Source organism: Streptomyces sp. NPDC051636 (assembly GCF_044453765.1).
Lineage (GTDB): Bacteria > Actinomycetota > Actinomycetes > Streptomycetales > Streptomycetaceae > Streptomyces.
This window is the reverse complement of record NZ_JBITDA010000012.1, coordinates 200,720-215,006: the sequence shown is the minus strand read 5'-3', so window position 1 is coordinate 215,006 and position 14,287 is coordinate 200,720. Positions and strand designations below refer to the sequence as shown.

Sequence of the window (14,287 nt, the reverse complement as noted above, 5' to 3'; positions counted from 1 at the left end):
ACAGTCTTTGCTCAACGAACTGACGAGCTCTCGTTGTTCCGGTTGCTTACGGGCGGGGGTGGTGCCGTGTTTTCCGGAGGGGCTCGGCAGCGAGTGTCCGAGCAGGATACGACGCACGTAGATGATCTGCGTGCCGCTCCGGGCAACCCGTGTGAGCCGAACGAGTGAGCCACGGGTGAGAAACCCCTGCTAGCCGCATGTCCGTGTCGGCCCGTGCGCGGAGCGTGGCCGGAGGCCATCCCGCCGCGGCGCTGATACCCTGGTAGCCCGTGGACCGGTGGGCACGAAACCCCCGAACCGCAGCGACGGCGCCTCCGCGAGAAATCCCTGATTCTCCGGGCCGGCGGCCGTACCGCACTCCATACCGCGACCACGGGAGCCCCCTCTTGGCCATGCCGCCCGCTGCTTTCCGAAACAGCACAGCCACGACGACCAAGCACATCTTCGTCACCGGGGGTGTCGCCTCCTCTCTCGGCAAGGGCCTCACCGCCTCCAGCCTCGGCATGCTGCTCAAGGCGCGGGGCCTGCGCGTCGTGATGCAGAAGCTCGACCCGTACCTGAACGTCGACCCGGGCACGATGAACCCCTTCCAGCACGGTGAGGTCTTCGTCACCAACGACGGCGCCGAGACCGACCTGGACATCGGACACTACGAGCGCTTCCTTGACCGCGACTTGAACGGCACCGCCAACGTCACTACAGGCCAGGTCTACTCGACGGTCATCGCCAAGGAGAGGCGCGGCGAGTACCTGGGTGACACGGTGCAGGTCATCCCCCACATCACCAACGAGATCAAGCACCGCATCCGGCGCATGGCGACGGACGAGGTGGACGTGGTGATCACCGAGGTCGGCGGCACGGTCGGCGACATCGAGTCGCTGCCCTTCCTGGAGACCGTCCGCCAGGTCCGCCACGAGGTCGGCCGGGACAACGTCTTCGTGGTGCACATCTCGCTGCTGCCCTACATCGGCCCCTCGGGCGAGCTGAAGACCAAGCCTACCCAGCACAGCGTGGCCGCGCTGCGGAACATCGGCATCCAGCCGGACGCGATCGTGCTGCGCTGCGACCGCGAGGTTCCGACCGCGATCAAGCGCAAGATCTCCCTGATGTGCGACGTCGACGAGGCCGCCGTGGTCGCCTGCCCCGACGCCCGCTCGATCTACGACATCCCGAAGACCGTGCACGGTGAGGGCCTGGACGCCTATGTCGTCCGCAAGCTGGACCTGCCGTTCCGCGACGTGGACTGGACGACCTGGGACGACCTGCTGGACCGCGTCCACAACCCCGACCACGAGATCACCCTCGCCCTGGTCGGCAAGTACATCGACCTGCCCGACGCCTACCTGTCGGTCACCGAGGCCCTCCGCGCCGGCGGCTTCGCCAACCGGGCCCGCGTCAAGATCAAGTGGGTCACCTCGGACGACTGCAAGACCCCGGCCGGTGCCAAGGCGCAGCTCGCCGACGTCGACGGCGTCTGCATCCCGGGCGGCTTCGGCGACCGCGGTGTGCTCGGCAAGGTCGGCGCCATCCGCTACGCCCGCGAGAACAAGATCCCGCTGCTCGGTCTCTGCCTGGGCCTGCAGTGCATCGTGATCGAGGCCGCGCGGAACCTGGCCGACATCTCGGACGCCAACTCCACCGAGTTCGACCCGGCCACCGCCCACCCGGTGATCTCCACCATGGCCGAGCAGCTCGACATCGTCGCGGGCGAGGGCGACATGGGCGGCACCATGCGCCTGGGCATGTACCCGGCGAAGCTGGCCGAGGGTTCGATCGTGCGCGAGGTGTACGACGGCAAGGAGTACGTCGAGGAGCGGCACCGTCACCGCTACGAGGTGAACAACGCCTACCGCGCCGAGCTGGAGAAGAAGGCGGGCATCCTCTTCTCGGGCACCTCGCCGGACGGCAAGCTCGTCGAGTACGTGGAGTACCCGCGCGACGTCCACCCCTACCTGGTCGCCACCCAGGCGCACCCCGAGCTGCGCTCGCGGCCGACGCGTCCGCACCCGCTGTTCGCCGGGCTCGTGAAGGCCGCGGTCGAGCGGAAGAATTCCAAGTAACACACCAGTTGTACGGTGGCCGGGGTGCATACCTTCAAAAGGTGAGCACCCCGGCTTTCCTCTGGCCGGTCTTTTGAAAGCGTGTGGAAGGACAGGGCATGACGATCAAGGACACCCCCGAGGAGTGGGAGATCCGCGCGACGGAGACCCCCTTCGTGGGCAACAAGACCTCCGTCCGCACGGACGACGTGGTCATGCCCGACGGCTCGGTGGTCCGCCGCGACTACCAGGTCCACCCCGGTTCCGTGGCCGTCCTCGCCCTGGACGACGAGGACCGCGTCCTGCTCATCAGGCAGTACCGCCACCCGGTGCGGCACAAGCTGTGGGAGATCCCGGCCGGCCTGCTCGACGTGCCCGGGGAGAACCCGCTGCACGCGGCGCAGCGCGAGCTGTACGAGGAGGCGCATGTCAAGGCCGAGGACTGGCGGGTCCTGACCGACGTGTACACCACCGCCGGCGGCTGCGACGAGGCCGTACGGATCTTCCTCGCCCGCGGTCTGTCCGAGGCCGAGGGGGAGCGCTTCGAGGTCGAGGACGAGGAGTCCGACATGGAGCACGCGCGCGTGCCCGTCGACGAGCTCGTCCGCCGGGTGCTCGCCGGCGACCTGCACAACAACTGCCTCGTCGTCGGTGTTCTCTCCCTGGTCGCCGCCCGCGCCGGCGACGGCCTCGACGCGCTGCGCCCGGATCAGGCGCCGTGGCCGGCGCGTCCCTTCGAGTCCTGAGCCCGGCCGCCGCCTCCGCCGGCCGAACCGGTATGACGATCGCCTGATCCGATCGGGGGACGTCCCCGCCGTGCTCCGCCCGGACCGTAGCAGAGCGTGAACTAGGCTCTGCAAACGCCCGAACCGGAGTCCCGGCGGGCGCCGGTGTGCGGTTGGACGGGAGTGTGGCCCGTGGCGGAACAGGCGGTGGACACAGACGGCGTGCGGCGGTCCGGCGGCGCGGCCACGCAAAGCCGTTTCCTGGGCCGCACACGGGAGTTGAAGGAGCTGCGCGCCGACATCGAGCGCGCGGGCCTGGACACCCTCTCCGGCCGCAAGGCCCCCCGCGCGCGCGTGCTCCTCATCGCCGGCCGCCCCGGATCCGGACGTACCGCCCTCGCCGAGGAGCTCGTACGGCAGGTAGCCGACCGTTACCAGGACGGTGTTCTGCGGGCCCGTCTCAGCGACCCCGACGGCACCCCCGTGCCTGTCGAGCACACCGCGCGTGAGCTGCTCACCGCTCTGGGCCTGCCCACCCCGGCCGGTGCCGCCGAGGAGGAACTGACCGAGGCGCTGCGGTCGGCCCTGGCCGAGCGGCGGGCGCTGCTCCTGCTGGACGACGCGGCCGGCGCCGAGCAGGTCGACGCGCTCCTGCCCAGCGCCCCGGAGTGCCTGGTCGTCGCCGTCTCCGGCGGCCCGCTCACCGGGATCGCGGACGTCCGCCCGTGCACCCTGGGCGGCCTCGACACCAAGTCGGCGCTGGAACTGCTGACCCGCTACACCGGCTCGGTCCGCATCACCGTCGACCCGCGCGCCGCCGAGACCCTGGTCGAGGTGTGCCAGGCCCAGCCGGCCGCGCTCACCCTGGCGGGCGGCTGGCTCGCCGCCCGCCCCAAGGCGGCCGTCTCCGACCTGGCCAAGCGCCTGCACGCCGAGACCGACGACGGCACGCCCCTGTTCCGCGTCTTCCGGCTCGTCCACGACCAGCTGCCCGGCCAGGCCGCCCGGATACTGCGTCTGCTCTCCCTGGCCCCCGCCGGCCTGGTCGACCCGCACACCGCCTCCGCCCTGGCCGGCTGCTCGGTCAGCGGCGCCCGCACCACCCTGGACGACTTCGTCGCCCTCGGCCTGCTGCGGGCGGTGGACTCCCCGCTGCCTCAGTACGAGGTCCCCGGCTGCCTGCACCCCCTGCTGAGCGCGCTCGCCGAGACCCAGGACCGCCCCGGCGAGCTCCAGCTGGCCCGCGCGCGCATGCTGGAGCGGACCGTGCGGCTGCTGCAGTCCTGCCGGGCGATCACCGAGACGGACCACCCCGAGCTCCGCGAGAAACTCCAGGGCATGCCGCGCGAGCTGCGCTTTCCCACGCCGAGGGCAGCGGAGGAGTGGCTGCGCATCCGCCGGCCCGCCCTGCTGGCCGCCGCCCGCCTCGCGGTCGCCGACGGCGAGCTGGACACGCTGGCCCGCCGCCTGATGTCCCAGCTGGTCAGGGCCATGGCGGCGCACTTCGGCACCCAGGCCGCCGCCCCCGACCTGTACGGCGTGCACCGCCTCGTCCTGGACGTGGCCGAGCGCCGGAACCTGCCCCGGGAGAAGGCCGCGGCGCTGCTGAACCTCGCCGACGTGGACGCCCGGACCGGCCGCACCCGGGACGCGCTGGCCCGCTACCGGGCCGCGCTGGACGCCGGACGCGAGGCGAACGACCCGTACGCGACCGGCCGCGCGATGGAATCCGTAGGGGGTGCCTACCAGGAGCTGGGGGACTACGACCGGGCCGCCGACTGGTTCGGCCGGGCGCTCGCCCAGCGCCTGGCCCGGGGCGAGCGTGCGGACGCCGCCCGGCTGTACGGCCGTATCGCCGGCGCCCACACCTTCGCGGGCCGCTACGGCGAGGCGCTCAGGAACTGGCGGGCGGCCGCCGCCGTGCACCGCAAGGACGGCGATGTGGCCGCGCACGCGCGGGCGTTGAGCGAGGTGGCCCGGGTCCAGGAGTACGCAGGGCGGCCCGCGGAGTCGCTGCGCACCTGCCAGGAGGCGGTGGAGTGGGCGCGCCGCGCCGACGACGTCCGTCTGCAGGCCGCGCTCCGGCTGCGGCTCGCCGACACCCTGGAGCATCTCGGCGACCCGGTCGCCGCCCGACTGCACCGCTCGGCGGCCGAGCGCATGCTGGGGGAGGAGGCCCAGGAGGGCCCCGGTGACGAGAAAGAGCCGGAACACGACGCTAACGCCTGCGAAATCCGTAGTGCATCCGGCGAAGATTGATGCAATGAAAGGCTAGACAGCTCGAACGCCTTCATTAAACTGGCTCTGCCGCACGTTCTCCTGCGGTGTCTCCCGGTGTGCCCCCGCATGCCCGGGTATGTCTGTCAATGCCCCCACACCCTCTGAGCCAAGGACCGTGATCGACGTGAAGGTCGGCATCCCCCGCGAGGTCAAGAACAACGAGTTCCGGGTGGCCATCACCCCCGCCGGCGTGCACGAACTCGTACGCCACGGCCACCAGGTCGTCGTCGAGCGGAACGCCGGTGTCGGCTCCTCGATCCCGGACGAGGAGTACGTGGCGGCCGGCGCGCAGATCCTGGAGACGGCCGACGAGGTCTGGGCCACCGCCGACCTGCTGCTGAAGGTCAAGGAGCCCATCGCCGAGGAGTACCACCGCCTCCGCAAGGACCAGATCCTCTTCACCTACCTGCACCTGGCCGCCTCCAAGGAGTGCACGGACGCCCTCCTGGAGTCCGGTACCACGGCGATCGCGTACGAGACCGTCGAGCTGCCGAGCCGCGCCCTGCCGCTGCTCGCCCCGATGTCCGAGGTCGCGGGCCGGCTGGCCCCGCAGGTCGGCGCCTACCACCTCATGGCCGCGAACGGCGGACGCGGTGTGCTGCCCGGCGGTGTCCCGGGCGTGCCGGCCGGCAAGGCCGTCATCATCGGCGGCGGCGTCTCCGGCTGGAACGCCGCGCAGATCGCCATCGGCCTGGGCTTCCACGTGACCCTGCTCGACAGGGACATCAACAAGCTCAAGGAAGCGGACAAGATCTTCGGTACGAAGATCCAGACCGTCGTCTCCAACGCCTTCGAGCTGGAGAAGGCCTGCCTCGACGCCGACCTCGTCATCGGCGCCGTGCTCATCCCGGGTGCCAAGGCCCCGAAGCTGGTCACCAACGAGCTGGTGTCCCGGATGAAGCCGGGAAGTGTCCTTGTCGACATCGCGATCGACCAGGGCGGTTGCTTCGAGGACTCCCACCCGACCACGCACGCCGAGCCGGCCTTCCGGGTCCACAAATCGGTCTTCTACTGCGTCGCCAACATGCCGGGCGCGGTGCCCAACACCTCGACCTACGCGCTGACCAACGCCACGCTGCCGTACATCGTCGAGCTGGCCGACAAGGGCTGGGTCGAGGCGCTGCGCCGCGACGCCGCGCTGGCGAAGGGTCTCAACACCCATGAGGGCAAGGTCGTTTACCGGGAGGTCGCGGAGGCGCACGGCCTGGAGCACGTGGAGCTGGAGTCCCTGCTCGGCTGAGCGCCGGTCGCCAAGTCGCCCACGGGCAAAAGGCGATACGTCAACACCGGTCGTCAACGCCGCGCACCCGGCCGGACCTTGCCCGGCAAGGTCCGGCCGGATGTGTGTATGGTCACTTTGCGACGTGCGGTCAACTCGCCTCGAACGTAACCCTTCGACCGATTCGCACACCGGTGAAACCTGCCGTGCGACGGTCGTACGCCCTTGACAGCGGGATGTTTCATTGCCGACACATCCCGTCGGGTCCGGCGGATTGTGTTGCTGCGGACCGCCGACACGCCATAGAGTCGCCAACCGTCGGCATGGTGCCACGCTGACCTGTCTAGAAGTTTCCTGGTCACCAAGGAGGTAAGACGACTTGTGAATGAGTCGACATTTTCTCCCGGGGGTGGTCAACCAGGAATGCCTGCGCGGGGCCAAGGCTCCACGGGGCTCGAGGCTGTCGGCTCCGTCGCTGTCCGAACCTTCGCAGCCCACCAGAGCCAGAGCAGCCCCCACACGGCTCTGTCAGCACACCAGAGCATGGATGGCCATCACGTGAACGCCATGGCCGGCGACGGAAGTGGCGCGCCCCACAACCACTTCGCCGACTACGACGAACTGCCCGAAGGGCACTTCTACGACCCCGACGCCGAGTACGAGCCGGATCCCGAGTACGCGGCCACGCTGGCGCCCGACGCGGCCCGCCAGCGCCGTGAGCGCATCGGTCCGACCGGACGCCCGCTGCCGTACTTCCCGATCCCGGGCCCGCTGACCGACCACGGCCCCGCGAAGATCATCGCGATGTGCAACCAGAAGGGCGGCGTCGGCAAGACCACGTCGACCATCAACCTGGGTGCCGCGCTCGCGGAGTACGGCCGGCGCGTGCTGCTCGTGGACTTCGACCCGCAGGGCGCGCTGTCGGTCGGTCTCGGCGTCAATCCGATGGAGCTCGACCTCACGGTCTACAACCTGCTCATGGAGCGGGGCATGTCGGCCGACGAGGTCCTCCTCAAGACGGCGGTCCCCAACATGGACCTGCTGCCCAGCAACATCGACCTGTCGGCCGCCGAGGTCCAGCTGGTCTCCGAGGTCGCGCGCGAGTCGACGCTCCAGCGGGCGCTGAAGCCGCTGCTGCCCGACTACGACTACATCGTGATCGACTGTCAGCCCTCGCTCGGTCTGCTCACGGTGAACGCGCTGACGGCCGCCCACAAGGTGATCGTCCCCCTGGAGTGCGAGTTCTTCGCCCTCCGCGGTGTCGCGCTGCTCACCGAGACCATCGAGAAGGTCCAGGAGCGGCTCAATCCGGACCTGGAGCTCGACGGGATCCTCGCCACCATGTACGACTCGCGCACCGTGCACAGCCGTGAGGTGCTCGCGCGTGTCGTCGAGGCGTTCGACGACCACGTCTACCACACGGTCATCGGGCGCACGGTCCGCTTCCCGGAGACCACGGTCGCCGGTGAGCCGATCACCACCTACGCCTCCAACTCCGTCGGTGCCGCCGCCTACCGCCAGCTCGCCAGGGAGGTGCTCGCCCGGTGTCACGCCGAGTGAGTCTGCCCGGGGCCGACGAACTGTTCCGTACGACAGGGGGGATGGCGCTCCAGGCGTCCACTCCCCGGCGCCAGGCCAACGGCGAGGCCCGGGTGCCGGCTCCCGCGGGGGAGAGCGACGACGCGGCCGCTGCCGCCGAGGACGTGCCGCAGTCGGTGCCCGTCCAGGGCGGCGACGGTGAGGGCGCGGAGCATGTGGCGGCGGACGCCGAGCCTGCCGAGGCCGGGGAGTCCCGCACCCGTCCGGCACGGCGTCAGGCGGCGCAGGAAGGTTCTTCTGCCGCCTCCGCTCAGCCGCGCAAGCGCGGGCGGGCGGCGGCCCGGCGGCCCAGCGGGCGCGAGCGGCACGACGAGAAGATCACGGTGTACGTCTCCGCCGAGGAACTGATGGACCTGGAGCACGCCCGCCTGGTCCTGCGCGGCGAGCACGGCCTGGCCGTGGACCGCGGCCGCATCGTCCGCGAGGCGGTGGCCGTGGTGCTGGCCGACCTGGAGTCCCGGGGGGACGCGAGCATCCTGGTACGGCGGCTGCGCGGGCGGTAGCGGTAGCCTGCCGGGGCCATGACCTCGAACGACACTCCGCCCCCCGGCGCAGCCGCCGGCCGTCGGCGTGCGCTGGGGAGAGGCCCCGGTGCGGCCCCGGTGCCCGCGGCGGCACCGCAGGGGGTACAGCCGCCGCCGGCCGCGGAGCCCGAGGCGTATGCGGAACCAGAGCCGGGGGCCGTCGCTTCGGCACCCGATGCCGTTGCTCCGGAACCCGAGATCGTCCCTTCGGAGCCCCTGGCCGTCCGGCCCGAGCCCACGCCCGAGCCCGTACGTGAGCCGGGACCCCGAGCACCGCGGGAACCCCAGGAACCCCGCGAACCCCGCGAACCCCAGGAACCCGGCGACGGGGTCTTCAAGGTCCGGCTCGCCAACTTCGAGGGGCCCTTCGATCTGCTGCTCCAGCTGATTTCGAAGCACAAGCTGGATGTCACCGAGGTCGCCCTGTCCAAGGTCACCGACGAGTTCATGGCGCACATCAGGGCGATGGGGCCGGACTGGGACCTGGACCAGACGACCGAGTTCCTGGTCGTCGCGGCGACGCTGCTGGACCTGAAGGCGGCCCGGCTGCTGCCCGCCGCCGAGGTCGAGGACGAGGCCGACCTGGCGTTGCTGGAGGCCCGGGACCTGCTGTTCGCGCGGCTTCTGCAGTACCGGGCGTACAAGCAGATCGCCGACATCTTCAACCAGCGGCTGGAGGAGGAGGGCCGCCGCTGTCCGCGTACCGTCGGCCTGGAACCCCACCACGCCGAGCTGCTGCCCGAGGTGGTCATCAGCATCGGCCCCGGAGGGTTCGCCAAACTCGCGATCAAGGCGATGCAGCCCAAGCCCGAGCCCCAGGTGTACGTGGACCACATCCACGCCCCCCTGGTCAGCGTGCAGGAGCAGGCCGGGATCGTGGTCGCGCGCCTGCGGGAGCTGGGCGAGGCCAGCTTCCGGGCGCTGGTGGAGGACACCGACGACACCCTGACCGTCGTGGCCCGCTTCCTCGCGCTGCTCGAGCTGTACCGGGAGAAGGCGGTCGCGCTCGATCAGGAGACCGCCCTCGGGGAGCTGATCGTGCGCTGGACCGGCGGGGAGGCGGACACCACCCCGATGGTCACGGACGAGTTCGACCGGCCGCCCGAGGAGCCGAAGGAGGAGAAGAAAGCGTGAGTGAGAAGACCGCAGAGCTCCCGGCAGGGCCGCGTACCGTCGCCGACCTCGAGCTCAAGCCCGCCCTGGAGGCCGTCCTCATGGTCGTGGACGAACCCGCGACCGAGGAACACCTGGCGAAGATACTTCAGCGGCCCCGGCGCAGGATCGCGGACGCGCTGCGCGAACTGGCCGACGAGTACACCGTCCAGGGCCGCGGCTTCGAGCTCAGGCTCATCGCCGGCGGCTGGCGCTTCTACACCCGGCCCGAGTACGCGGCCGCCGTCGAGGGCTTCGTCCTGGACGGCCAGCAGGCCCGCCTCACCCAGGCCGCGCTGGAGACCCTGGCCGTCGTCGCCTACCGCCAGCCGGTCAGCCGCAGCCGCGTCTCCGCCGTACGCGGAGTGAACTGCGACGGCGTGATGCGCACCCTCCTGCAGCGCGGTCTGGTCGAGGAGGCGGGCACGGAACCCGAAACAGGTGCGATCCTGTACAGGACGACGAACTACTTCCTGGAGCGGATGGGCCTGCGTGGCCTGGACGAGCTCCCGGAGCTCGCGCCCTTCCTCCCGGAGGCGGAGGCGATCGAGGCCGAGACCCAGGAAGCCGTACCGTCGTTCGATCCGGATGCCCCGGACCCGGACGACGGTTCCGGGACGAACATGCCTAATACGACGACGACGGAACTTTGATGCGAAGCAGCGGCAGCGGCAAGAGCGGTGGCGGGCGCGGTAACTACCGCGGCGCCGGCAACAACAGGGACGACAAGCAGGGGCAGGGCCGTCCCCGCAAGCCCCGCCCCGAGGAGCGCCGCTACGACGTGGGCCCCGGCGCCACAAAGGACGGCCCCAAGGCCGGACGCGGCGGTGCCGCGCGCGGCGGCGCCAAGGGCGGGCCGAAGAAGCCCCAGCAGGGCGGCCGTACGGCCCCCGCGCGCTCCCGTGAGTACGAGACCCGGGTCGAGGAGCGCAACCGGGAGCGGTACGCGGGGAAGAAGGACATCAAGCTGCCCAAGACCTTCCCGGGCGCCGAGCAGGAGGGCGAGCGGCTGCAGAAGGTCCTCGCACGCGCGGGCTACGGCTCCCGGCGTGCCTGCGAGGAGCTGATCGAGCAGGCCCGGGTCGAGGTCAACGGCGAGATCGTCCTGGAGCAGGGCCGGCGGGTCGACCCGGAGAAGGACGAGGTCAAGGTCGACGGCCTGACGGTGGCGACCCAGTCGTACCAGTTCTTCTCCCTCAACAAGCCCGCCGGTGTCGTCTCGACGATGGAGGACCCCGAGGGCCGCCAGTGCCTCGGCGACTACGTCACCAACCGTGAGACGCGCCTGTTCCACGTCGGCCGCCTGGACACCGAGACCGAGGGCGTCATCCTCCTCACCAACCACGGCGAGCTGGCGCACCGGCTGACCCACCCCAAGTACGGCGTGAAGAAGACCTACCTCGCGCACATCGTCGGCCCGATCCCGCGCGACCTGGGCAAGCGCCTGAAGGACGGCATCCAGCTCGAGGACGGCTACGCGCGCGCGGACCACTTCCGCGTCGTCGAGCAGACCGGCAAGAACTACCTCGTCGAGGTCACCCTCCACGAGGGCCGCAAGCACATCGTCCGCCGCATGCTCGCCGAGGCCGGCTTCCCCGTCGACAAGCTGGTCCGCACCGCCTTCGGCCCCATCACCCTGGGCGACCAGAAGTCGGGCTGGCTGCGCCGCCTGTCCAACACGGAGGTCGGGATGCTGATGAACGAGGTCGACCTCTAGGGTTCGTGCGGTAGCGCGCAGCAAGGGGAGGACGCCGGCATGACCATCACCACGACCTCGGGGAAGCGCCCCGCCACCGGGGCGCTGATCGGGCTCGCCCTCGGTGACGCGCTCGGCTTCCCGACGGAGTTCAACGACGTGCCGTCGATCCTCGCCAAGTGCGGGCCCTGGCGGGAGATGGAGCTGCCGAGGCGGGCCTTCGTCTCCGACGACACGCAGATGACGCTGGCGCTGGGGCGGGGGCTCAGGACGGCGATGGACCGGGGGCATCTCGCGCCGAAGCGGCTGGAGCGGCCGGTGCGCGAGGAGTTCGTCGACTGGTACCGGTCGCCGGAGAACAACCGCGCCCCGGGCCGCACCTGCCTGACCGCCTGCGGCCTGCTGAAGGAGGAGGGGCGGCGCTGGCAGGAGGCCAGCCAGGTCGGGTCCAAGGGCTGCGGGGCCAACATGCGGGTGGCTCCCGTCGGACTCGCTCCGGGCCTGAGTGACGAACAGCGTGCCGGTGCCGCCCAGTTGCAGTCCGCGCTCACGCACGGGCATCCGACCGCGCTGGCCGCATCCGACCTCACCGCGCACGCCGTACGGCTGCTCGCCCAGGGGGTCGAGCCGGGCGGGCTCGTGGGAATGCTCCGGGCGTACGCCGAGGACAGTCGTACGCGCTACGACCACACCTGGCTCGGCGACCTGTGGACCCACGCGCACGATCCGTCCCCCGAGCACTTCATCACGCGCGGCTGGGACGAGTGCCTGGAGATCCTGGGCCGGCTCCAGGAGGCCGTGGGCACGGTGTCGCCGGAGGCCGACCCGTGTCTGGCCACCGGCGAGGGCTGGATCGCGGAGGAGGCCCTGGCCACCGGCCTGCTGTGCTTCCTGCTCTTTCCCGAGGAGCCGGTCACCGCACTGCGCCGGGCCGCCTGCACCTCCGGCGACTCCGACTCCATCGCCTGTCTCACCGGGGCCTTCGCGGGCGCCTACCTCGGTGCGGACGCCTGGCCGGCGGAATGGGCGGAGCGGATCGAGTACCGGGGTGAGCTGCTGGCGCTCGGAGCGCTCTGGGACGCTTAGGTAATGATCGACGATCTCGACATGGACCTGACGCCCGTCATAGCCGAGCAGCCCGACCCCCTGCTGTTCGCCACAGTCTCCGGCGCGCACCTGTACGGCTTCCCCTCGCAGGACTCCGACCTCGACCTGCGCGGCGTCCATCTGCTGCCCGCGGCCGACCTGGTGGGACTGCGGGAGCCGGAGGAGACCCGGTCGCGGATCTGGGTGCGGTACGGCGTCGAGATGGACCTCGTCACGCACGACCTGCGCAAGTTCGTGAGGCTGATGCTGCGCCGCAACGGTTACGTACTGGAGCAGCTCCTCTCCCCCCTGGTCGTGTACACCACCGAAGCGCACCGCGAGCTGGCCGCGCTCGCGCCCGGCGTCCTGACCAGCCACCACGCCCACCACTACCGGGGCTTCGCGGCGACGCAGTGGCAGCTGTTCGACAAGACCGGCGAGCTCAAGCCGCTGCTGTACACCTTCCGGGTCCTGCTCACCGGCATCCACCTGATGCGCAGCGGCGAGGTCCAGGCCCATCTGCCGACCCTGCTCGGCACCGGCTCGGACGCGCCCGCCTACCTGCCCGACCTGATCGCGGCGAAGGCGGAGCGGGAGCACGGCAGCGCCGAGGTGGACCACGCGCGCGTGGCCGCCGACATCGAGCGGCTGCACATCGTGCTCGACGAGGCCCAGGCCGCCTCAGACCTGCCCGACGCCCCCACCGCGTACGACGCCCTGCACGACTTCGTGGTCCGGGTCCGGCTGGCCGGCTGAGGCGCGGCGGACGCGGACGAGGAAGTCCTCCACCCGGCGGTGGTCCGGCTCGGCCGGGAGCGGGGTGCGGTGGGACCACGCGTCCGTCTCCGCCGCCAGGCGGGCCATCCAGGCCTCGGTCTGCGGCCAGGGCACCTCGCCCCGCTTCACCGCCAGCAGCGCCTCGCGCCGGTCGCCGACGTCGATCATCAGCTCGCCGGTGCGCAGCAGGTCGCGGGCGCTCAGCAGCAGGCGCAGCAGGTGCATCGCGTGTTTCCAGCGCGGGGCGCCATGGGTACGGACGTCGGCGTCGAGCTTCCTGAGCTGGCCCAGGGCGTACCGGGTGAACGAGTCGTGGACCCGGCGGGAGAGGAATGCCCCGCGCAGGGACAGCAGTTCGCGGCCGGTGGTGTCGACGTGCTCCACCAGGGGCGAGTGCAGGACTCCAGGATGTTGGGATTCGCGCGCAGCGCCAGCGCGCAGAAGCGCTCCAGCTCCCAGCTGAACCGCTCCTCGCCCGGCCCCTCGACATGCGTCGGCGGCTTCTCGAACCGCCAGAACAGCGCGGTGGGGGCCAGGAACACGCCCCTGCGGTCGGTGTCGCTGCCCTCCGTCGCCAGACCGAAGGCGCGCGAGCCCATCACACAGGCGTAGATCGTGTGGTCACGTACCAGGTCCTCGGGGCGCATGCCGGGGAGCGTACGCGGATCCTCACACCAGGCGGATGGATTTTCCGTCCACCTTGATGTCCTTGGCGGGCAGCGGCCTGGTCGCCGGGCCGTGGGCCACCGCGCCGTCGGCGATGTGGAACCTGCTGCCGTGGCAGGGGCAGTCGATGGTGCCGTCCGCGACCCGGTCCACCGTGCAGCCCTGGTGGGTGCAGATCGCCGAGAAGGCCTTGAACTCGCCCTTCTCCGGCTGGGTGACCACGACCTTCCGGTCCTTGAGCACCTTGCCGCCGCCGACCGGGATGTCGCCGGTCGCCGCCAGGCGCTGCCCGTCGGAGGTCTGCGTGGACGAGCCGTCGCCGCTGTTCTTGCCGCACCCTGCGAGGAGCGCCGCCGCGCCCGTCGCGAGAAACGTGCGCCGCGTCGGGGGGTGGGTCATGTCGTCACTCCGAACTCCGAACGTGCCGCGAATGTGTGTTTCGTAGTCGGGTGGCCCAGCGCGCAGGGGGGCGTTCGCCGTCTCAGCCGGCGGGCGCCGGACGTCGGTCCGGGCCTCTCTGACTA

The 14,287-nt window shown here is 71.1% G+C and carries 12 protein-coding genes and 1 pseudogene; 11 read left to right on the top strand and 2 right to left on the bottom strand.

Translation table 11 applies throughout. The annotated features are described in order from the left end of the window. Positions 1-392: 392 nt before the first annotated feature. From ACIBBH_RS22505 to ACIBBH_RS22455, 11 genes are all read left to right on the top strand, one after another. Complete coding sequence (locus ACIBBH_RS22505) at positions 393-2,060, top strand: CTP synthase (RefSeq protein WP_399407217.1); 1,668 nt, start codon at positions 393-395, stop codon at positions 2,058-2,060. A 98-nt stretch (positions 2,061-2,158) separates the two neighbouring features. Next, positions 2,159-2,785 (top strand): NUDIX domain-containing protein, encoded by a 627-nt coding sequence (locus ACIBBH_RS22500; protein WP_399407215.1) that lies wholly within the window; start codon positions 2,159-2,161, stop codon positions 2,783-2,785. A 171-nt stretch (positions 2,786-2,956) separates the two neighbouring features. Then, on the top strand, positions 2,957-5,023 hold the full coding sequence (locus tag ACIBBH_RS22495; RefSeq protein WP_399407213.1) for a tetratricopeptide repeat protein: 2,067 nt from the start codon (positions 2,957-2,959) through the stop codon (positions 5,021-5,023). Positions 5,024-5,159: 136 nt separating this feature from the next. Further along, positions 5,160-6,284, top strand: a complete 1,125-nt coding sequence (gene ald / locus ACIBBH_RS22490; protein WP_399407211.1) for an alanine dehydrogenase — start codon at positions 5,160-5,162, stop codon at positions 6,282-6,284. A gap of 402 nt (positions 6,285-6,686) precedes the next feature. Continuing rightward, positions 6,687-7,823 carry a ParA family protein gene (locus ACIBBH_RS22485; protein ID WP_399407209.1) on the top strand — a complete coding sequence of 379 codons (1,137 nt, stop codon included), beginning with the start codon at positions 6,687-6,689 and terminating at the stop codon, positions 7,821-7,823. Beyond that, entirely contained in the window at positions 7,808-8,365 is a 558-nt protein-coding gene (locus ACIBBH_RS22480) for a hypothetical protein (RefSeq protein WP_399407207.1), read from the top strand. Before ACIBBH_RS22485 ends, ACIBBH_RS22480 begins: the two co-directional genes overlap by 16 nt. A gap of 18 nt (positions 8,366-8,383) precedes the next feature. Further along, the gene (locus ACIBBH_RS22475) at positions 8,384-9,520 is read left to right on the top strand and encodes a segregation/condensation protein A (protein WP_399407205.1); all 1,137 of its coding nucleotides are present in this window, start codon (positions 8,384-8,386) and stop codon (positions 9,518-9,520) included. Then, positions 9,517-10,191: an SMC-Scp complex subunit ScpB gene (gene scpB, locus ACIBBH_RS22470; protein WP_399407203.1), complete on the top strand. Its 675-nt coding sequence runs from the start codon at positions 9,517-9,519 to the stop codon at positions 10,189-10,191. The genes ACIBBH_RS22475 and scpB overlap by 4 nt, the downstream gene beginning before the upstream one ends. After that, a complete protein-coding gene (locus ACIBBH_RS22465) occupies positions 10,191-11,255 on the top strand; it encodes a pseudouridine synthase (RefSeq protein WP_399407201.1) in 1,065 nt (354 codons plus the stop codon). Before scpB ends, ACIBBH_RS22465 begins: the two co-directional genes overlap by 1 nt. A 39-nt stretch (positions 11,256-11,294) precedes the next feature. Beyond that, on the top strand, positions 11,295-12,320 hold the full coding sequence (locus ACIBBH_RS22460; RefSeq protein ID WP_399407199.1) for an ADP-ribosylglycohydrolase family protein: 1,026 nt from the start codon (positions 11,295-11,297) through the stop codon (positions 12,318-12,320). Between the two features lie 3 nt (positions 12,321-12,323). After that, positions 12,324-13,076, top strand: coding sequence for a DNA polymerase beta superfamily protein (locus ACIBBH_RS22455; protein WP_399407197.1), 753 nt, complete (start codon positions 12,324-12,326; stop codon positions 13,074-13,076). Here the strand turns inward: ACIBBH_RS22455 and ACIBBH_RS22450 are convergent. Next, a pseudogene (locus ACIBBH_RS22450) lies at positions 13,002-13,744 on the bottom strand (DNA polymerase beta superfamily protein). The gene ACIBBH_RS22455 and the pseudogene ACIBBH_RS22450 overlap by 75 nt on opposite strands. A gap of 22 nt (positions 13,745-13,766) precedes the next feature. Continuing rightward, entirely contained in the window at positions 13,767-14,162 is a 396-nt protein-coding gene (locus ACIBBH_RS22445; RefSeq protein ID WP_399407195.1) for a Rieske (2Fe-2S) protein, read from the bottom strand. Positions 14,163-14,287: the final 125 nt, after the last annotated feature.